This is a genomic window from Cellulosimicrobium marinum, from assembly GCF_020551945.1.
Lineage (GTDB): Bacteria > Actinomycetota > Actinomycetes > Actinomycetales > Cellulomonadaceae > Cellulosimicrobium > Cellulosimicrobium marinum.
This window is the reverse complement of record NZ_JAJBZH010000006.1, coordinates 92,553-110,473: the sequence shown is the minus strand read 5'-3', so window position 1 is coordinate 110,473 and position 17,921 is coordinate 92,553. Positions and strand designations below refer to the sequence as shown.

The window sequence follows — 17,921 nt, the reverse complement described above, 5'->3', positions numbered from 1 at the left end:
GGGTACGATCCCGCCCGTGCCACGCCACGGACGACCCGCACCCCTGCGCGGTCGCGGCGTCCTCGTCGGCACGGCCGTGGCCGTCCTCGCCGTGGGGGTCGGCGTGCTCGCCCCGCCGGTCGTCCGCGACGTCCTCGGCACGGACGCGTCCCCCGGCGCGAGCGCGGCCGACGCCCTCGCCCCCGCGGTCGTCACCGCCGAGCCCGCAGCGCCGCCGGCGCAGGACGTCGTCTTCACCATCGGCGCGACCGGCGACATCCTGACCCACATGCCCGTCACGTACTCGGCCCGCACCGACGAGGGCTACGACTTCACACCGCTGCTCACGCCGCTGGACCGGTGGGTGCAGGGCGTCGACCTCGCGCTGTGCCACCTCGAGGTGCCCCTGGCGCCCGCCGGCGTCGCACCCACGGGCTACCCGGTCTACGGGGCACCCGCTGAGCTGGTCCGCGACCTCGCCGAGCAGGGCTGGGACGGGTGCTCGACGGCGTCCAACCACTCGGTCGACCGGGCGATGCCGCGCGTCGTGACCACCCTGGACGCGCTCGACGCCGCCGGGCTGGGCCACGTCGGCACGGCGCGCACCGCCGAGGAGGCCGTCGCCCCGCAGGTCTACACGCTGGCCCGTGAGGGCCGAGAGGTGCGGGTCGCGCACCTGTCCGCCACGTACGGGACGAACGGCCTGCCTGTTCCCGCCGACGCGCCGTGGTCGGTCACGCTTCTCGACGCCGACGCGCTCGTGGCGCAGGCCGCCGCGGCACGCGCCGCGGGGGCCGACCTCGTCGTGGTGAGCGTCCACGCCGGGGTGGAGTACACGTCGGTGCCGAACGCACAGCAGGTCGACGTCGCGGAGCGGCTCGCCGCGTCCGGGCAGGTCGACCTCGTCATCGGGCACCACGCCCACGTGCCGCAGCCGGTCACGCGCCTCGACGGCGGCCCCGACGGCACGGGCACGTGGGTGGCGTACGGGCTCGGCAACCTCGTCTCCAACCAGGACGGCGACTGCTGCGACCCGCGCACCGACTCGGGGCTGTTCCTCACCGCGACGGTCACGCAGCCGACCGAGGGCCCGGCCCGGGTCACGGGGGTGGCCTGGACACCGACGACGGTGGACCGTCGCGCCGGGCACCTGGTCCGCGCCCTCGTGGACGCGGTCGACGCGCCCGAGACCGGCTCGCTGTCCGTCGAGGCGCTGGGCGAGCGCGTCGCGCGGGTGCGGGCCGCGGTCGGCGACGAGGCGCCGGAGGTGTCCGAGCCGTCGACTCCGACCGGCCCCGCCCCGGTCGTCGTGCCGCGGCGGGCGTCGGTCCCGGCCGCCGGCTGACGCGGTCCGACCTCATCGGTCACGAGACCGGTCCCCGGGAGCGCTCAGCGCAGGCCGGGCTCCGTGTCCGCGCCGTCGTGGTAGTCCGTGGCCACGGGTGGCATGTGCCCGTCGGTGCCGTCCGCGTACGCGTGCCCGCCGCCGTGCCCGTCCCCCGCCGGAGACGACGTCTCGGCCTGACCGTCGAACACCTCCTGCGGCTCGCCCCGGATGAGGGCGAGGGCACCGGGCAGCTCCTCCGGCGTGACGAGGACCTCGCGCGCCTTCGACCCCTCGGACGGGCCGACGATCTCGCGGGACTCCAGCAGGTCCATGAGGCGGCCCGCCTTGGCGAAGCCGACCCGCAGCTTGCGCTGCAGCATCGACGTGGACCCGAACTGCGACGTGACGACGAGCTCGGCCGCCTGCAGCAGCAGGTCGAGGTCGTCGCCGATGTCCTCGTCGATCTGCTTCTTCGCCGCGGCCTGCGTGACGTCCTCGCGGTACACGGGCTTGAGCTGGCCCTTGACGTGCTCGACGACCGCGTGGACCTCCGACTCCGAGACCCATGCGCCCTGGACGCGCATGGGCTTCGCGGCACCCATGGGCAGGAAGAGCGCGTCACCCTGGCCGATGAGCTTCTCGGCCCCCGGCTGGTCGAGCACGACGCGCGAGTCGGCGAGGGAGGACGTGGCGAACGCGAGCCGCGACGGCACGTTCGCCTTGATCAGGCCCGTGACGACGTCGACCGACGGGCGCTGGGTCGCGAGGACGAGGTGGATGCCCGCGGCACGGGCGAGCTGCGTGATCCGCTGGATCGACGCCTCGACGTCGCGCGGGGCGACCATCATGAGGTCGGCGAGCTCGTCGACCACGACGAGCAGGTACGGGTAGGTCGCGATCCGGCGCTCCGACCCGGGCAGCGGCTTGACCTTGCCGGCGCGCACGGCGGCGTTGAAGTCGTCGATGTGCTTGTACCCGAACGCGGCGAGGTCGTCGTAGCGCGCGTCCATCTCCCGCACGACCCACTCCAGCGCCTCGGCGGCCTTCTTGGGGTTCGTGATGATGGGCGTGATGAGGTGCGGGATGCCCTCGTAGATCGTCAGCTCGACGCGCTTGGGGTCGACGAGGACGAGGCGCACCTGCTCCGGCGTGGAGCGCATGAGGATCGACGTGATCATCGAGTTGATGAAGCTGGACTTGCCCGCGCCGGTGGCGCCGGCGACGAGGATGTGGGGCATCTTCGCGAGGTTCGCGACGACGTAGCCGCCCTCGACGTCCTTGCCGACGCCCATGACCATCGGGTGCTCGGTGCGTCGCGCCGCCGACGAGCGGAGCACGTCGCCGAGGACCACCGTCTCGCGGTCGGTGTTGGGGATCTCGATGCCGATCGCGGACTTGCCGGGGATGGGTGACAGGATCCGCACGTCCGCGCTCGCCACCGCGTAGGCGATGTTGTTGCCGAGGGACGTGATGCGCTCGACCTTCGTGCGCGGCCCGACCTCGACCTCGTAGCGCGTCACCGTCGGCCCGCGCGTGAAGCCGGTGACCTGGGCGTCGACCTCGAACTGCTCGAACGTCTGGGTGAGCGCCTCGACGACGCGGTCGTTCGCCGCGGACCGCACCTTGTGCGGGGCGCCCTTGACGAGCGAGTCCTCGTTCGGCAGGAGGTAGACGGTGTCGCCCTCGAGCATCGGCTGGACCCCGCGCGGCACCGGGGCGCCGGGCGGCGGAGGGCCGGGGACGCCGCCCGCGCCGTCGCCCGGTGCGGGTGCCACGGCGCCCAGGCCCGCCGCGGCGGTGTCCTGCGCGGCGCCGCCGACGGCGGGCACGGCCTGCGTGGGTGCCGTGCCGGGGGCGGCGGTATCGGGGGCCGCGACGCCACCCTTCCGGCCCGCGGGGCGGCCGCCGTCCTCGTGGTCGAGCATCGCCGCGGTCTCGAAGGCCTCGTCGCCGGAGAACCCGCCCTCGGGCTTCTCGATCTCCGCGGCCTCCGCGGCCCGCTGCGCCTTGGTGCGGCGCGGCTTGCGGGGACGGCGGGCGCGCGGGGCGTCCTCGCTCCCGTCGTGCCGGGACACGCCCTCGGCGAGCGCGAGGTCGTCGTCGGTCGCGTCGTCCCCCCGGTGGTTGCCGGTGAGGGTGTCGTAGAGGCCGCGCAGGCGTTCCGGGATGCGGTGGACGGGCGTCGCGGTCACGACGAGGAGCCCGAAGAACCCGAGCAGCAGGAAGATCGGGACGGCGAACCACTCGGTGAGCCCCGTCGTGACGGGTGTGGCGGCGAGGTAGCCCACGATCCCGCCGGCGTCCTGCACGGCGGCGAACCCGTCGCGCGGTGCCGGGAGGTCCTCGGCGACGTGCACGAGGGAGCACACGGACACGACGAGCAGGGTGAGCCCGATCGCGACGCGCGAGTTCGCCTGCGCGCGCTCGGGGTGGCGCATGATGCGCACGGCCAGCCACAGGAGCAGGACGGGCACCGCCACGCCCGCGAGGCCGAACGTCCCCGCGACGACGGCGTGCACCACGGTGCCGAAGGTGCCGGAGATGCCCCACCACTCCCGGGCGGCCACGACGACCGCGAGGGCGATGAGGAAGAACGCGACGCCGTCGCGCCGGTGTGCGGGGTCCAGCTCTCTCGCTCCCTTGCCGATCTTGCGGACGACCGCCCCGATGCCGTGGGCCGCACCGAGCCAGAGCCCGCGCACGGCCCGGACGGGCCAGGGTGACCGCGACGCGGGACGGCGCGCCGGGGCACGCCGAGTCGTGGTGGTCCGGCGCCCGTTCCCGGCGCGCGACGTGCCGCGGGCCGCGGAGGATCCGCCGCGCGCCGCCGTCCGGGCGGTGGTGCTGCGGTTGCTCGCGGTCCGACGCGCCTGCGGGGACGTGCGGGTCGCCATAGTGGTCCTAACCTACCCGCAGGGCACGACACGGACGCGGACCCCGGCGACGCGTGTCCCGTCGGCAGGTCGAGGAGGACGAGGAGCGCATGGGCAGCAGCGACGGTGGCGGACGCACGCTCGTCGAGGTCGTGCCCGGGGTGCACGTCTCGACGGCACGGCTGTGGGACACCACGTCGACGCTGGTGGTCGGGCCCGGCGGCGACGTCCTGCTCGTCGACCCGGGGGTGTCCGTGGCGGAGTGCGCGGCGCTGGCCCGGACGGTCGCCGACCGGGGGTGGCGGGTGACCGCGGGCTTCTCCACGCACCCCCACTGGGACCACGTGCTGTGGCACGGGTCGTTCGGACGCGTGCCGCGCTGGGCGACGGCGCGGGCCGTGGCGACCGTGCGTCGTCGGCGGGCGCGGACCCTCGCGGCGACGGAGGCCGAGGCCCCCGGGCACGACCCCTCGCTCGTGGGTGCGCTCGACCCGCTGCCCGACGGCGCGACGAGCCTCCCCTGGTCCGGCGGTGCGCGGGTGGTCGAGCACGACGCGCACGCCCCGGGGCACGCCGCGCTCGTCGTCGCGGGCGCCCTGCTCGCCGGGGACATGCTCTCGGACGTCGAGGTCCCTCTCCTCGACCCCGACGCGCCCGACGCGGTGGCCACGTACCGCGCGGCGCTCGACCTCCTCGCGGAGGTCGCGCGGGACGTGGCCGTCGTCGTCCCCGGCCACGGCGCACCGGCCGTGGGCGAGCCCGCGATCGCGGGACGCCTCGCGGCAGACCGGCGGTACCTCGACGCGCTGGAGCGCGCCGCGGCGGGCGGGCCGGACGTGGCGGACCACCGCCTGTCCGGGTACGTCGCCGACTGGCACGCGGAGCAGCTCGCCGCGCTTCGCGGCTGAGCGGCCCGGGTCAGACCACGAGCAGCCCGACCCCGAGGGTCACGACCCCCGCCGCGAGGACCGCTGCCCCGGCGGGGAGGAGCACCACGGCCCGGTTCGGCGACTCGCGCCCGGACCCGACGGCCGAGAGGAAGAACCCCGCGGGCAGCAAGATCGCGGCGACGAGGACACCCGTGCCCGCGAGCCAGCGCCAGAACCCGTCGAGCGACGTCGCCTCCGCGAGCACGAGGCACACGAGCCCCAGGATCACGAGGACGCCGGCGTGCGCGTGCCCGGCGCGGAAGAACGACGTCTGGAAGCCGGTCGCGTGCACCGTGCCCGTGACGACGCGGACGAGGAACGCGCCTCCCGACTCGATGCCGACGACGGTGAGGAGGACGACCCCCGCGGTGATGCGGGCGGCGTCGGTGAGCTCGAGCACGACGGACCTCCGGGAGCCAGGGTCGGCGCGCACGCCGGCCGGGATGTCGAGAGATGCTTGCGGACAGACGTTTCTGAACGTTGTTATAGAACACCGTTCGCGTTGCTCGGTCAAGATCTCTAGACTGCCGACGTGGCCCGACCCCGACTGCACGACGCCGCGCTGCGCGACACCCTCCTCGAGGTCGCGTCGCGCACGATCTCCGAGCACGGCGAGGCCGCCGCGACCGTCCGCAGCGTCGCGAGCGGCGCCGGCACGAGCCCGTCCGCGGTCTACGCCCTCTTCGGCAGCCGGGACGACCTCGTCGCGGCCGTGTCCGCCGAGGGCTTCCGCCGCTTCGCGGCGCACCTCGACGCGGTCGCCCGCACCACCGACCCCGCCGCCGACCTCGCGGCGCTCGGGGCCGCGTACCGCGGCTTCGCCCTCGCCGACCCGCACTACTACGCGGTGATGTTCGCGCGCGGGGTCCGCCCCGGGACGCACGCCCCGGCCCCGACGGAGCAGGCGACGTTCGTCGTCCTGCGCGACGCCGTCGCGCGCGTGGCGCCCGACGCCGCACCCGCGGCGGTCACGGACGCCGCGCTCGGGCTGTGGGGGCTCGTGCACGGGCTCGTCGCGCTCGAGCTCGCCGGTCTCGTCCCGGGCGACGAGGCCGAGCGCGACGCGCGCTGGGCGAGCGCCGCGGGCGCCGTCGGGCGCGCGCTCGTCACCTCGCTGCGCTGAGGGCACGATTGGGCCCGGCCGCCCGCACCACGACGCCCGGGCCGCCGTCCGCGAGGTGGGACGGCGGCCCGGGCGGCGGGGCGGCCTGGTCAGGCCTCGACGACCACCGGGACGATCATGGGGCGGCGGCGCAGGCGGTTCGACACCCAGCGGCCGATGACGCGCCGCATGACCTGCTGGAGCTGGTGGGTATCGGTCGCACCGCCCGCGATGGCGTCCTCGAGGGCCTTGACGACCTCGGGGTGGATGTCCTCGAAGACCTTGTCGTCCTCGGCGAACCCGCGCGCGAGGATCTGCGGCCCGGCGAGCACCTTGCCGGTCGCGGAGTCGACGACGGCGAAGACGGACACGAAGCCCTCCTCGCCGAGGATGCGCCGGTCCTTGAGCTCGGCGTCGGTGATCTCCCCGACGCTCGACCCGTCGACGTAGACGTACCCGCACGGCACGGCGCCGACGACCGAGGCGCGACCGTCGACGAGGTCGACGACCACGCCGTCCTCGGCGAGCACGACCCGGTCGGCGGGGACGCCGGTGCGGACCGCGAGCGCCCCGTTGGCGACGAGGTGGCGCACCTCGCCGTGCACGGGCATGACGTTCTTCGGCTTGAGGACGTTGTAGCAGTAGAGGAGCTCGCCGGCGCTCGCGTGCCCGGACACGTGCACCTTCGCGTTGCCGCCGTGCACGACGCGCGCGCCGAGGCGCGTGAGCCCGTTGATGATGCGGAAGACCGCGTTCTCGTTGCCGGGGATGAGCGACGACGCGAGGATGACCGTGTCCCCCATGCCGACGGAGACCTTGTGGTCGCCGTTCGCCATCCGGGACAGGGCGGCCATGGGCTCGCCCTGCGAGCCGGTGCACATGAGGACGGTCTCGTCGTCGCGCAGGGAGTCGACCTTCTTGAGGTCGATGAGCACGCCCTCGGGGACGTTCAGGTACCCGAGCTCGGACGCGATGGTCATGTTGCGCACCATCGACCGCCCGACGAGCGCGACGCGCCGGCCGTGGTGGTGGGCGGCGTTGAGCACCTGCTGGACGCGGTGCACGTGCGAGGAGAACGACGCGACGATGATGCGCTTCTCGGACTGCGCGAAGACGGTGTCGAGCACCGGGCCGATCTCGACCTCGGGCGTGACGAAGCCGGGGACCTCGGCGTTGGTCGAGTCGACCATGAACAGGTCCACGCCCTGCTCGCCGAGCCGGGCGAAGGCCCGCAGGTCGGTGATGCGGCCGTCGAGCGGGAGCTGGTCCATCTTGAAGTCGCCCGTGTGCAGCACGGTGCCCGCGCCGGTCGTCACGGCGACGGCGAGCGCGTCGGGGATGGAGTGGTTCACCGCGACGAACTCGCAGGAGAAGACGCCGAGCTTCTCGGTCTGCCCCTCCTTGACCGCGAGCGTCACGGGGGCGATGCGGTGCTCCTTGAGCTTCGCCTCGACGAACGCGAGCGTGAGCTGCGAGCCCACGAGCGGGATGTCGCGACGCAGTCGCAGCAGGTACGGCACGGCACCGATGTGGTCCTCGTGGCCGTGCGTGAGGACGATCGCCTCGATGTCGTCGAGCCGGTCCTTGATGTAGTCGAAGTCCGGGAGGATGAGGTCGACGCCGGGCTGGTTGTCCTCGGGGAACAGCACGCCGCAGTCGATGACGAGCAGGCGGCCGTCGTACTCCAGGACGGCCATGTTGCGGCCGACCTCGCCGAGGCCGCCGAGGGCCACGACGCGCAGCCCTCCGGCCGGGAGCTCGGGAGGCAGGGACAGTTCGGGATGGGGGTGGCTCACGGGGCCTCCTGTCGTGGCTGAGCCGGTGGGACGGTGTCTGGGGTCCGCGTCAGTGCGCGGCGGCTCCCTCGGGGAGCAGGTCGGCGGCCGCGAGCGCGGCACGCAGGAGCGCGACGTCCTCCTCGGTCGCGGCGACGTTGGGCAGGCGCAGGTGCCGGTTGTCGGTGACGCCCAGGAGCTCGACGGCGGCCTTGGCCATGACGGCCTGGAAACCGGCGCCGTTGATCGCGTCGATCACGGGCGTCGTGGTGAGGAACGTCTCGAGCGCCCCGGCGTGGTCGCCGGCGTCGAAGCGGCGCACCACCTCGGCGAACCGGCCGGCGACGACGTGCGCGGACACGGACACGATCCCGGCGGCGCCGTGCGCGAGGAACGGGAGCAGGAGCCCGTCGTCGCCGCTGTAGAACGCGATCCCGGTCGAGGCGGCGAGCTTGGCGGCGCCGTAGACGTCGCCCGTGGCGTCCTTCGTGGCGACGATGAGCGGGTGCGCGGCGACGCGCTCGTACGTCTCGGCGGTCAGGCGCACGCCGGCGCGCCCGGGGATGTCGTAGAGCATGACGGGCAGGTCGGTCGAGTCGGCGATCGCCGCGAAGTGGCGGTACAGACCTTCCTGGTTCGGGCGCGAGTAGTACGGGGAGACGACGAGCAGTCCGTCGGCCCCGACCTCCGCGGCCTGCTCGGCCATGCGGATCGCGTGGTCCGTGTCGTTCGAGCACGCCCCGGCGACGACGGCGGCCCGGTCGCCGACGGCCTCGACGACGGCGCGCACGAGGTCGGCCTTCTCGGGTGCGTGGGTGGTCGGGGACTCCCCCGTGGTGCCGCTGAGCACGAGGCCGTCGTTGCCGTCGTCGACCAGGCGCGTCGCGAGGCGCGCCGCCGCCTCGAGGTCCACGACGCCGTCCGGCGTCATCGGCGTCACCATCGCGGTGAGGACGGCGCCGAACGGGCGGCGCGGCGTCGGGGGAAGCGTCATGAGCACAAACTACCGTGCCCGCCACGGCCGGGACCTCCCGCGTCCGCCCGGACGGGCGCCCGCGCGGGTGCGTCCGTGAACGGTCCGGGGCGATACTCGGAGCATGTCCCGCCCCGCCGCCACGTCCGCGCTGTCCCCCGCCCTCGTCGCCCACGTGCCGACGGGCCTGCTCGTGGACGGGCACTGGGGGCCGGCGGAGGGCGGAAGGACGTTCGAGGTCGAGGACCCGGCGACCGAGGAGTCGCTGTTCGACGTCGCCGACGCCACCGGGCAGGACGCGCTGCGCGCCCTCGACGCGGCGCACCGCGCCGCTCCCGCGTGGCGCACCACCCCGCCGCGCGAGCGCGGCGAGGTGCTGCGGGCCGTCTACGAGCGGGTCGTCGCCCGGGCGGACGACGTCGCCGCGCTCATCACCGCCGAGTGCGGCAAGCCGCTCGCGGAGGCGCGCGCCGAGGTGCTGTACGGCGCCGACTTCCTGCGCTGGTACGCCGAGCAGGCGGTGCGCGCCGACGGGCTCGTGCGGACCGCCCCGGCGGGCGGCAACCGGCAGCTCGTGCACCGTCGTCCCGTGGGGCCCGCGCTGCTCGTCACGCCGTGGAACTTCCCCATCGCGATGGCGACCCGCAAGATCGGGCCCGCGCTGGCGGCGGGCTGCCCGGTGGTGGTCAAGCCCGCGCGGCTTACCCCGCTCACGACGGCGCTCGTGGCCGAGGTCGTCCGGTCCGAGCTCGCCGACCGCGACCTGCCGACCGGGGTGATCAACGTGGTCCCGTCGTCGGACGCCGCGGGGATCAGCGCGCCTCTCCTCGCCGACCCCCGGCTGCGCAAGCTGTCGTTCACCGGGTCGACCGCGGTCGGCCGCACGTTGCTGGAGGGCGCCGCGCAGCAGGTCCTGCGCACGTCCATGGAGCTCGGCGGCAACGCGCCGTTCGTCGTGTTCGCCGACGCGGACCTCGACGCCGCCGTCGAGGGAGCGGTCGTCGCCAAGCTGCGCAACGCCGGCCAGAGCTGCGTCGCCGCGAACCGCTTCCTCGTGCACGACTCCGTCGCCCGCGAGTTCGCGCGGCGCCTCGCCGCCGCGTTCGCGGACCTGCGCGTCGGCCCCGGGTTCGAGGACGGGGTGCAGGTGGGCCCGCTCGTCGAGGCGAAGGCCGTCGACGCCGTCGCGGAGCTCGTCGACGCCGCGGTCGACGGCGGGGCGCAGGTCCTCACCGGTGCCGAGCGCCCCCGCGACGTCGGGCACTTCTACGCCCCCACGGTCCTGTCGGGCGTCGACCCCGACGCGCGGGTCGTCACCGAGGAGATCTTCGGTCCCGTCGCGCCCGTGGTCGCGTTCGGCGACGACGACGAGGCGATCGAGCTCGCCAACGCCACCGAGTACGGCCTCGCCGCCTACGCGTACACCACCTCCCTCGACCGGGCCGTGCGGGTCGCGGAGGAGGTCGAGGCCGGGATGATCGGGATCAACCGCGGCATGGTGTCCGACGCGAGCGCGCCGTTCGGCGGCGTCAAGCAGTCGGGCCTCGGCCGCGAGGGCGGCGAGGCCGGGCTCGAGGAGTACCTCGAGACCGTCTACGTCGCGCTGTGACCCCGCGCCCCGACGCGGCCGACGGCACCCCGGACGAGGTCGCGGCCGCCGCCGAGCACGCCGTCGACGACGAGGTCCGCGCCGCCGCGCGCCAGGCCGTCTCCGTCTCCGTCGCGACCGGGCTCTACGGCGTGTCCTTCGGCGCGCTGTCCGTCGTCGCCGGGCTCGACGTCGCGCAGACGGCGGCGCTCAGCCTCCTCATGTTCTCCGGCGGCTCGCAGTTCGCCCTCGTCGGCGTGGTCGGCGCGGGCGGCACCGCGGCCGCCGCCGTCACCACCGCCGGTCTCCTCGGCGTGCGCAACAGCCTGTACGGCGCCCAGCTCGGCCCCCTCCTCGCGCTGCGCGCCTGGCAGAAGGTCCTCGCCGCGCAGGTGACGATCGACGAGTCGGCCGCCGTCGCGACCGCCCAGCGCTCGCGCCGCGCCGCCCGCGCCGGCTTCTGGCTGACCGGCGTCGGGATCTTCGTGCTGTGGAACCTCATGACCCTCGTCGGGGCGCTCGCGGGCGACGCGCTGGGCGACCCGCGCACCTGGGGGCTGGACGCCGCTGCGGGCGCGGCGTTCCTCGCGCTCCTGTGGCCGCGCCTCGCGACGCGCGCCGTGCAGCTCGTCGTCGCGGCCGCGGTCGCCGTCGCCGTCCTGCTGGTGCCTCTCGCCCCGCCGGGCGTCCCGGTGCTCGCGGCCGCCGCGACCGCCGTCGTCCTCGGCCAGGTCGGCACGGGCCCGCGGCGGAAGGAGGCGGCGTGATGTCGCCCGCCACGGTCTGGGTTGTGGTCCTCGCGGCGTCGACGCTGTGCTTCGCGCTCAAGCTCGCCGGCCACCTCGTGCCCGAGCACTGGCTGGCCGACGAGCGCGTGGCCCGGACGGCCGCGCTCGTCACGGCCGCGCTGCTGGGCGCGCTCGTCGCCGTGCAGACGATCGGTGCCGGGCAGGCGCTCGTCGTCGACGCGCGCCTGCCGGCGCTCGGGGTGGCGGCGGTGGCGCTCGCCCTGCGTGCCCCGTTCGTCGTGGTGGTGGTCCTCGCCGCGGCGACCGCGGCCGGGCTGCGCGCGCTCGGCTGGGGCTGACCCGGGTCCGCACGGCGTCCGTCGGGCGCCGCGCCGCGCTTAGGGTGGTGCCGTGAGCCTCTTCCGCGAGACCGCCGACGTGTCCGTGCGCCCCGCGATCGTCGGCGACGACGTCGCCATGACCGCGATCCAGGTCCGCGCGTGGCGCGCCGACCACGGTGAGGTGCTGGGCGACGACGTCATCGAGGCCCTCGACACGGTCCGCATGCGCGAGCAGTGGGCCGCCGCGATCTCCGCGCCCCCGGGCCCCGGCTTCGGGGTGCTCGTCGCGTGCGCGGGGGCCGACGTCGTCGGGTTCGCCGCGGTCGGGCCGGGACAGCTCCTCGCGCTCGAGGTGGAGCCGCGGCACCAGCGCGGCGGGCACGGGTCGCGGCTGCTCTCGGCCGCCGTGGACCGGCTGCGCCGCGACGGCGCCGAGGAGGTCGTCACCTGGGTGCTCGACGGCGACGCGGCCCGCGAGAGCTTCCTCGCCGGGGCCGGGCTCGGGCCCGACGGACGGACCCGCACGCTCGCGACGGGCGTGCGCGACGTCGCCGAGCACCGGTGGGTCGCCCAGCTCTGACACGACCCGACCCCGGGCCGTCACACGACGGTGACACCGCCGTGACCCACGGGCCGCGCGCGGCTGCCAGGATCGACGGTCATGAGCCTCGTCACCGACTACTTCGCCGCCGCGGACGACGAGCGGGCGGCGACCGTCGCGGTCGGCGGCCCGGAAGCGGTCGACCCGGTCGCCGTCCGACGGCCCTTCGTGAGCGTCCGCGTCGCGTCCATCGACCCGTTCGTCGCCCTCGGCACGCTCACCGCGCTGCTCACCGACCGCCCGTACGCGGAGGTGGTGCGCCACCCGCGCCACGGCACGCTCGTCGCGAGCGTCGGCGACGAGGGCCCGTGGGTGGTCAGCGTGTCCGAGGAGCTGGTGTCCGCCCTCGCGGGTGCCGCCCCCGGCCTGCTCGACCGGGTCGCGCGCCGGTGGGCCGGCGCCGAGGAGGTCGAGGGCGCCGAGCCCGGCGCCCTGGCGGCGACGCTCCACGCCCTCGCCTCGCTGTGCGTGCGGGCGGACGACACCGGCGAGCGCCTGTACTGCTGGACGAGCCTGTGAGGTCGGGACGCGGTCAGCGGCCCGCGCGGTAGCGCGCGGCGGCGGTGCGCAGCGCCTCGCGCGCACGGCGCCGGTCACCCGACGCGTCGTAGGCGAAGGCGAGGTGGTACCAGGCCTCCCAGCTCTGCGGGTCCGCCTCCACCGCCTCCCGGTACGGGCCGAACGCCGCGTCGGCCGCGGCACGGTCGATGCGCCCGCCCGGCGAGCGCGGCAGGTCGTCGACGGGGAGCCTGCCGTCACGCGCGAGCTCGTCCGCCATGCGCTGGACGGTCGCCGCGAGACGGAACTCCCGGGCGACGAGACCGATGACGAGCAGCGGGAGGATGAGGACAGCGGCACCGATCGCGATCGCGACCGGCTCGCCCGTGCGCACGAGCGCGAGCGCGCGGCCCGCCACCTGCCACACGTACAGGGCGAGGAGCGCCGTGACGAGGAGCGCGCCGACGAACGGCTTCCAGGGCCTGCGGCCCCGACGCCCCGACGCCGGGGCGTCGTCGTCGCTCACGCGAGGTCCAGCACGTTCTCGAGCCCGACCGTCAGGCCCGGTCGGGAGACGACCTCCCGGACGGCGAGGAGCACGCCCGGCATGAACGAGACCCGGTCGAACGAGTCCTGGCGGATGACGAGCTGCTCCCCCTCGTTGCCGAAGAGGATCTCCTCGTGCGCCACCAGCCCGCGCAGGCGCACCGCGTGCACGCGCACCCCGTCGACGTCGGCGCCGCGCGCCTCCCAGCCCGTCTCCGTCGCGTCGGGCTGGGTCGCCAGTCCCGCGTCGCCGCGCGCGGCCGCGATCGCCGCCGCGGTGTGCCGGGCCGTGCCGGACGGCGCGTCGACCTTGCCCGGGTGGTGCAGCTCGACCACCTCGGCCGACTCGAAGTAGCGGGCGGCCTTCGCCGCGAACGTCATCGCGAGGACCGCGGAGAGGCCGAAGTTGGGGGCGATGAGCACCCCCAGGCCGGGACGCCCCTCCCCCGCCGCACGCTCCAGGTGCTCGACGACGCGTCCCCGGCTCTCGTCGGTCCACCCGGTGGTTCCGACGACGGCGTGCACGCCCGCGTCGAGCAGCGCGTGGACGTTCGCCTCCGTCGCCGACGGGACGGTGAAGTCGACCGCGACGTGCGCGCCCGCGAGCGTCTGCGCCGAGAGCTCGTCCCCGGCGTCGAGGCGCGCGACGAGCTCGAGGTCGGCGGCCGCCTCGACGGCCACGCACGTGGTCGAGCCCATGCGGCCCGAGGCGCCGAGGACGGCGACCTTCAGGGGCGTCGGACGGGCGGGGGCGGTCGGGGCTGCGTCGTTCGCGGTCACCGCGCCACCCTATCCGTCACCGGCCCACCGCCCGTCGCGAGCGCGGCTCAGTCGCCGAACGGGCCGACCCGCACGACGGACCGGGGCCGGGAGGCGAGCTCGCCCGCGAGGTCGCGGACCTGGTCGAGCGTGACCGACCGGATCGCGTCGAGCGACTCCTCGAGGCTCAGCAGCTCCCCGTAGACGAGCTCCGACTTGCCGAGGCGGCTCATGCGCGAGCCCGAGTCCTCGAGCCCGAGGACGAGCCCGCCCGCGAGCTGCCCGGTGCTGCGGTCCAGTTCGGCCTGCGTGAGCCCGTCGGCGGCGAGCCGGTCGAGCTCGCCGTGCAGCAGCGCGGTGACCTCGTCGACCTTCCCCGGAGCGCAGCCCGCGTAGAGGCCGAACGTGCCGATGCCTCCGTGCCCGGAGGCGAAGGAGTACGTCGAGTACGCGAGCCCGCGCTTCTCCCGGATCTCCTGGAACAGCCGCGAGCTCATCCCGCCCCCGAGGGCGGCGCTGAGCACCGACAGCACGAAACGGCGCTCGTCCGTCGCGGCCAGGCCCGTCCCCCCGATGACGACGTTCGCCTGCTCCACGGAGCGCCGGATCGTCAGCTCGACGCCCTCGGCACCGACCCCGGCGAGCGCCGGGTCGGCCGGGTCGCGCCGGGCGCGCGGTGCGGCGGCCGCGTCGAGCGACCACCCGCCGTCGGACAGCGCCCGCCCCACCTGCTCGACGAGCACGTCGTGGTCGACGCCGCCCGCGGCCGCGACCACGAGGGTCTCGGGACGGTAGTGCCAGCGGTAGTGCTCCCACACGGCGTCGCGCGGCACCGCGGTGATGGTGTCCGGCGTGCCGCCGATCGGACGGCCGAGCGCGTGGCCGCCGAGCACCGCCGCCGCGAACTCCTCGTGGACGACGTCCGACGGGTCGTCGTCGTTCATCGCGAGCTCTTCGAGGATCACGCCGCGCTCGGTCTCGAGCTCGTCCGGGTCGAGGCGCGCCGACGTGACCATGTCCGCGATGACGTCGACCGCCATCGGCAGGTCGGTGTCCAGCACGCGTGCGTAGTAGCACGTGTGCTCCTTGCCGGTCGCGGCGTTGGCCTCGCCGCCGACGGCGTCGAACGCCTCGGCGATGTCCATCGCCGTGCGGCGCGACGTGCCCTTGAACAGCAGGTGCTCGAGGAAGTGCGTGGAGCCGAAGTGCCCGTCGGTCTCGTCGCGCGAGCCGACCCCGACCCACGCGCCCATCGTCGCCGAGCGCAGGCCCGGCATCGACTCGGTGAGCACGCGGACCCCGCCGGGCAGGACGCTGCGACGGATCGTCGCACCGTCCTGCCCGGCGCTCAGCTCCGCCCCGGCCTCACCGGCCGGGACGAGCGGAAGGTCCCACGGCACGTCAGGCGTCGCCGCCCTCGGTCGCAGGAGCGGCGGACTCCTCCGCGTCCTCCTCGACCACGGCGTGCAGCGAGAGCTTGCCGCGCGGGTCGATCTCGCCGATCTCGACCTGGACCTTCTGGCCCACGCCGAGGACGTCCTCGACGTTCTCCACGCGCTTGCCGCCCACGAGCTTGCGGATCTGGCTGATGTGCAGCAGACCGTCCTTGCCCGGGGAGAGCGACACGAACGCGCCGAACGACGTCGTCTTGACGACGGTGCCGACGAAGCGCTCGCCGACCTCCGGCACGTGCGGGTTGGCGATCGCGTTGATCGCCGCGCGGGCGGCCTCGGCCGACGGGCCGTCGGTGGCGCCGATGTACACGGTGCCGTCGTCCTCGATGGAGATGTCCGCGCCCGTCTCCTCCTGGATCTGGTTGATCATCTTGCCCTTGGGGCCGATGACCTCGCCGATCTTGTCGACCGGCACCTTCACCGTGATGACGCGCGGGGCGTTCGGGGACATCTCGTCGGGCACGTCGATGGCCTCGGCGATGACGTCGAGGATCGTCAGGCGCGCGTCGCGGGCCTGCGTCAGCGCGCCGGCGAGCACCGAGGCGGGGATGCCGTCGAGCTTCGTGTCGAGCTGGATGGCCGTGACGAACTCGCGCGTGCCGGCGACCTTGAAGTCCATGTCGCCGAACGCGTCCTCGGCCCCGAGGATGTCGGTGAGGGCGGCGTAGCGCGTCTCCCCCTCGACGGTGTCGGAGATGAGGCCCATCGCGATGCCCGCGACGGGGGCGCGCAGCGGCACGCCCGCGTTGAGCAGCGAGAGCGTCGAGGCGCAGACGGAGCCCATCGACGTCGAGCCGTTGGAGCCGAGCGCCTCGGACACCTGGCGGATCGCGTAGGGGAACTCCTCGCGGCTCGGCAGCACCGGCACGAGCGCGCGCTCGGCGAGCGCGCCGTGCCCGATCTCGCGGCGCTTCGGGCTGCCCACGCGACCGGTCTCGCCGGTCGAGTAGGGCGGGAAGTTGTAGTTGTGCATGTACCGCTTGCGCGTCTCCGGACCGAGCGAGTCGATCTGCTGCTCCATGCGGAGCATGTTGAGCGTCGTGACGCCCATGATCTGCGTCTCGCCGCGCTCGAACAGCGCGGAGCCGTGCACGCGCGGCAGGACCTCGACCTCGGCCGACAGGGTGCGGATGTCCGCGAGCCCACGACCGTCGATGCGCACGCCGTCCGTGAGGACGCGCTGGCGCACGAGCTGCTTCTGCAGCGAGCGGTACGCCGCCGAGAGCTCCTTCTCGCGGCCGTCGAAGCCCGGCTGGAGCTTGCCGACCATCTCGTTCTTGATCTCGTCGAGGCGGTTCTCGCGGTCCTGCTTGTCCGCGATGGCGAGCGCCTCGCGCAGGTCGCCCGACACCTCGGCCTCGACCGCGGCGAACGCGTCGTCCTGGTAGTCGAGGAAGAGCGGGAACTCCTGGACCTGCTTCGCCGACTGCGCGGCGAGCGCCGCCTGGGCGTCGCACAGGGCCTTGATGAACGGCTTGGCCGCCTCGATGCCCTCGGCGACGATCTCCTCGGTCGGGGCGGTGGCGCCCTCGTCCTTGACGAGGCCCCACGCGTTGTCGGTCGCCTCGGCCTCGATCATCGCGATCGCCACGTCGTCGCCCACGACACGGCCGGCCACGACCATGTCGAAGACCGCGCGCTCCTTGTCGGAGTACTTCGGGAACGCGACCCACTGGCCGTCGACGAGCGCGATGCGCACGGCGCCGACCGGGCCGGAGAACGGCAGGCCGGAGATCTGCGTCGACGCGGAGGCCGCGTTGATCGCGAGCGTGTCGTACGCGTCGTCCGGGTGGATCGCGAGGACGGTGATGACGACCTGGACCTCGTTGCGCAGGCCCTTGACGAACAGGGGGCGCAGCGGGCGGTCGATGAGGCGGCACGCGAGGATCGCGTCCGTCGAGGGGCGGCCCTCGCGGCGGAAGAACGAGCCGGGGATGCGGCCCGCGGCGTACATGCGCTCCTCGACGTCCACCGTCAGCGGGAAGAAGTCGAAGTGGTCCTTGGGGTGCTTGCCGGCCGACGTGGCCGACAGGAGCATCGTCTCGTCGTCGAGGTACGCGGCGACGGAGCCGGCGGCCTGACGTGCGAGGCGCCCGGTCTCGAACCGGACGGTGCGGGTGCCGAAGCGACCGTTGTCGATCGTGGCCTCGGCGAACTGGATCTCGGGACCCTCCACGGGTGCCCTCCCTTTCTCGAAGCGCCGCCCGGGCAGCCCTGTCGAGGCTTCCGGTCCGTGCCCGCGCGCGAGGCGCGCAGGGCTCCGGTCGCGCTCGACGCTCGGCGGTCTTCGATCGAGGTCCACGGCGGTGCCCGGTCGTCCCGCGGGGCGGGAGGCTCGGGGTCCGTGGGCCACTACCGAGGACCGAACGAGAGGCCGGCGGCGCGGTGGGTGGTTCTACGGGTACATCTCACCAGACCAGCCCGGTCCCCGCAGGGGACCGGGCTGGC

At 74.8% G+C, this 17,921-nt stretch carries 16 protein-coding genes; 8 read left to right on the top strand and 8 right to left on the bottom strand.

What is annotated here, in order from left to right:
• Positions 1 to 16: 16 nt before the first annotated feature.
• Positions 17 to 1,324 (top strand): CapA family protein, encoded by a 1,308-nt coding sequence (locus LGQ04_RS14380; RefSeq protein ID WP_229244624.1) that lies wholly within the window; start codon positions 17 to 19, stop codon positions 1,322 to 1,324.
• Between the two features lie 44 nt (positions 1,325 to 1,368).
• On the opposite strand, the gene LGQ04_RS14375 is transcribed toward LGQ04_RS14380, so the two are convergent.
• Positions 1,369 to 4,200, bottom strand: a complete 2,832-nt coding sequence (locus LGQ04_RS14375; RefSeq protein WP_229244623.1) for an FtsK/SpoIIIE family DNA translocase — start codon at positions 4,198 to 4,200, stop codon at positions 1,369 to 1,371.
• An 89-nt stretch (positions 4,201 to 4,289) separates the two neighbouring features.
• Here LGQ04_RS14375 and LGQ04_RS14370 point away from each other — a divergent pair, with 89 nt between their 5' ends.
• Complete coding sequence (locus LGQ04_RS14370; protein ID WP_229244622.1) at positions 4,290 to 5,087, top strand: MBL fold metallo-hydrolase; 798 nt, start codon at positions 4,290 to 4,292, stop codon at positions 5,085 to 5,087.
• A gap of 10 nt (positions 5,088 to 5,097) precedes the next feature.
• On the opposite strand, the gene LGQ04_RS14365 is transcribed toward LGQ04_RS14370, so the two are convergent.
• On the bottom strand, positions 5,098 to 5,622 hold the full coding sequence (locus LGQ04_RS14365) for a hypothetical protein (RefSeq protein ID WP_267494936.1): 525 nt from the start codon (positions 5,620 to 5,622) through the stop codon (positions 5,098 to 5,100).
• 18 nt (positions 5,623 to 5,640) lie between these two features.
• On the opposite strand from LGQ04_RS14365, the gene LGQ04_RS14360 reads away from it, so the two are divergent.
• A complete protein-coding gene (locus LGQ04_RS14360) occupies positions 5,641 to 6,231 on the top strand; it encodes a TetR/AcrR family transcriptional regulator (RefSeq protein WP_229244621.1) in 591 nt (196 codons plus the stop codon).
• Positions 6,232 to 6,320: 89 nt separating this feature from the next.
• On the opposite strand, the gene LGQ04_RS14355 is transcribed toward LGQ04_RS14360, so the two are convergent.
• Both LGQ04_RS14355 and dapA read right to left on the bottom strand, forming a co-directional pair.
• Positions 6,321 to 8,006 (bottom strand): ribonuclease J, encoded by a 1,686-nt coding sequence (locus tag LGQ04_RS14355; protein WP_229244620.1) that lies wholly within the window; start codon positions 8,004 to 8,006, stop codon positions 6,321 to 6,323.
• Positions 8,007 to 8,055: 49 nt separating this feature from the next.
• Complete coding sequence (gene dapA, locus LGQ04_RS14350; protein ID WP_229244619.1) at positions 8,056 to 8,979, bottom strand: 4-hydroxy-tetrahydrodipicolinate synthase; 924 nt, start codon at positions 8,977 to 8,979, stop codon at positions 8,056 to 8,058.
• A 103-nt stretch (positions 8,980 to 9,082) separates the two neighbouring features.
• On the opposite strand from dapA, the gene LGQ04_RS14345 reads away from it, so the two are divergent.
• From LGQ04_RS14345 to LGQ04_RS14325, 5 genes are all read left to right on the top strand, one after another.
• A complete protein-coding gene (locus LGQ04_RS14345) occupies positions 9,083 to 10,567 on the top strand; it encodes an NAD-dependent succinate-semialdehyde dehydrogenase (protein WP_229244618.1) in 1,485 nt (494 codons plus the stop codon).
• Positions 10,564 to 11,313 carry an AzlC family ABC transporter permease gene (locus LGQ04_RS14340; protein ID WP_229244617.1) on the top strand — a complete coding sequence of 250 codons (750 nt, stop codon included), beginning with the start codon at positions 10,564 to 10,566 and terminating at the stop codon, positions 11,311 to 11,313. The genes LGQ04_RS14345 and LGQ04_RS14340 overlap by 4 nt, the downstream gene beginning before the upstream one ends.
• On the top strand, positions 11,313 to 11,633 hold the full coding sequence (locus LGQ04_RS14335) for an AzlD domain-containing protein (protein ID WP_229244735.1): 321 nt from the start codon (positions 11,313 to 11,315) through the stop codon (positions 11,631 to 11,633). The genes LGQ04_RS14340 and LGQ04_RS14335 overlap by 1 nt, the downstream gene beginning before the upstream one ends.
• 52 nt (positions 11,634 to 11,685) lie before the next feature.
• A complete protein-coding gene (locus tag LGQ04_RS14330; RefSeq protein WP_229244616.1) occupies positions 11,686 to 12,195 on the top strand; it encodes a GNAT family N-acetyltransferase in 510 nt (169 codons plus the stop codon).
• An 81-nt stretch (positions 12,196 to 12,276) separates the two neighbouring features.
• Positions 12,277 to 12,735: a hypothetical protein gene (locus LGQ04_RS14325; RefSeq protein WP_229244615.1), complete on the top strand. Its 459-nt coding sequence runs from the start codon at positions 12,277 to 12,279 to the stop codon at positions 12,733 to 12,735.
• Positions 12,736 to 12,748: 13 nt separating this feature from the next.
• Here LGQ04_RS14325 and LGQ04_RS14320 read toward each other — a convergent pair whose 3' ends face one another.
• The 4 genes from LGQ04_RS14320 to LGQ04_RS14305 are packed head-to-tail and all read right to left on the bottom strand — an operon-like array spanning position 12,749 to position 17,649.
• Positions 12,749 to 13,240, bottom strand: coding sequence for a tetratricopeptide repeat protein (locus LGQ04_RS14320; protein WP_229244614.1), 492 nt, complete (start codon positions 13,238 to 13,240; stop codon positions 12,749 to 12,751).
• On the bottom strand, positions 13,237 to 14,040 hold the full coding sequence (dapB, locus tag LGQ04_RS14315; protein WP_308016412.1) for a 4-hydroxy-tetrahydrodipicolinate reductase: 804 nt from the start codon (positions 14,038 to 14,040) through the stop codon (positions 13,237 to 13,239). Before dapB ends, LGQ04_RS14320 begins: the two co-directional genes overlap by 4 nt.
• 47 nt (positions 14,041 to 14,087) lie before the next feature.
• Positions 14,088 to 15,419: a M16 family metallopeptidase gene (locus LGQ04_RS14310; protein ID WP_229244613.1), complete on the bottom strand. Its 1,332-nt coding sequence runs from the start codon at positions 15,417 to 15,419 to the stop codon at positions 14,088 to 14,090.
• Between the two features lies 1 nt (position 15,420).
• Positions 15,421 to 17,649: a polyribonucleotide nucleotidyltransferase gene (locus LGQ04_RS14305; RefSeq protein WP_229244612.1), complete on the bottom strand. Its 2,229-nt coding sequence runs from the start codon at positions 17,647 to 17,649 to the stop codon at positions 15,421 to 15,423.
• Positions 17,650 to 17,921: the final 272 nt, after the last annotated feature.

Excerpts from the sequence above, each read along its gene's own strand:
- LGQ04_RS14375 (WP_229244623.1), bottom strand. The coding sequence starts at position 4,200 with ATGGCGACCCGCACGTCCCCGCAGGCGCGTCGGACCGCGAGCAACCGC.
- LGQ04_RS14370 (WP_229244622.1), top strand. The coding sequence starts at position 4,290 with ATGGGCAGCAGCGACGGTGGCGGACGCACGCTCGTCGAGGTCGTGCCC.
- dapA (WP_229244619.1), bottom strand. The coding sequence starts at position 8,979 with ATGACGCTTCCCCCGACGCCGCGCCGCCCGTTCGGCGCCGTCCTCACC.
- LGQ04_RS14345 (WP_229244618.1), top strand. The coding sequence starts at position 9,083 with ATGTCCCGCCCCGCCGCCACGTCCGCGCTGTCCCCCGCCCTCGTCGCC.
- LGQ04_RS14335 (WP_229244735.1), top strand. The coding sequence starts at position 11,313 with ATGTCGCCCGCCACGGTCTGGGTTGTGGTCCTCGCGGCGTCGACGCTG.
- LGQ04_RS14325 (WP_229244615.1), top strand. The coding sequence starts at position 12,277 with ATGAGCCTCGTCACCGACTACTTCGCCGCCGCGGACGACGAGCGGGCG.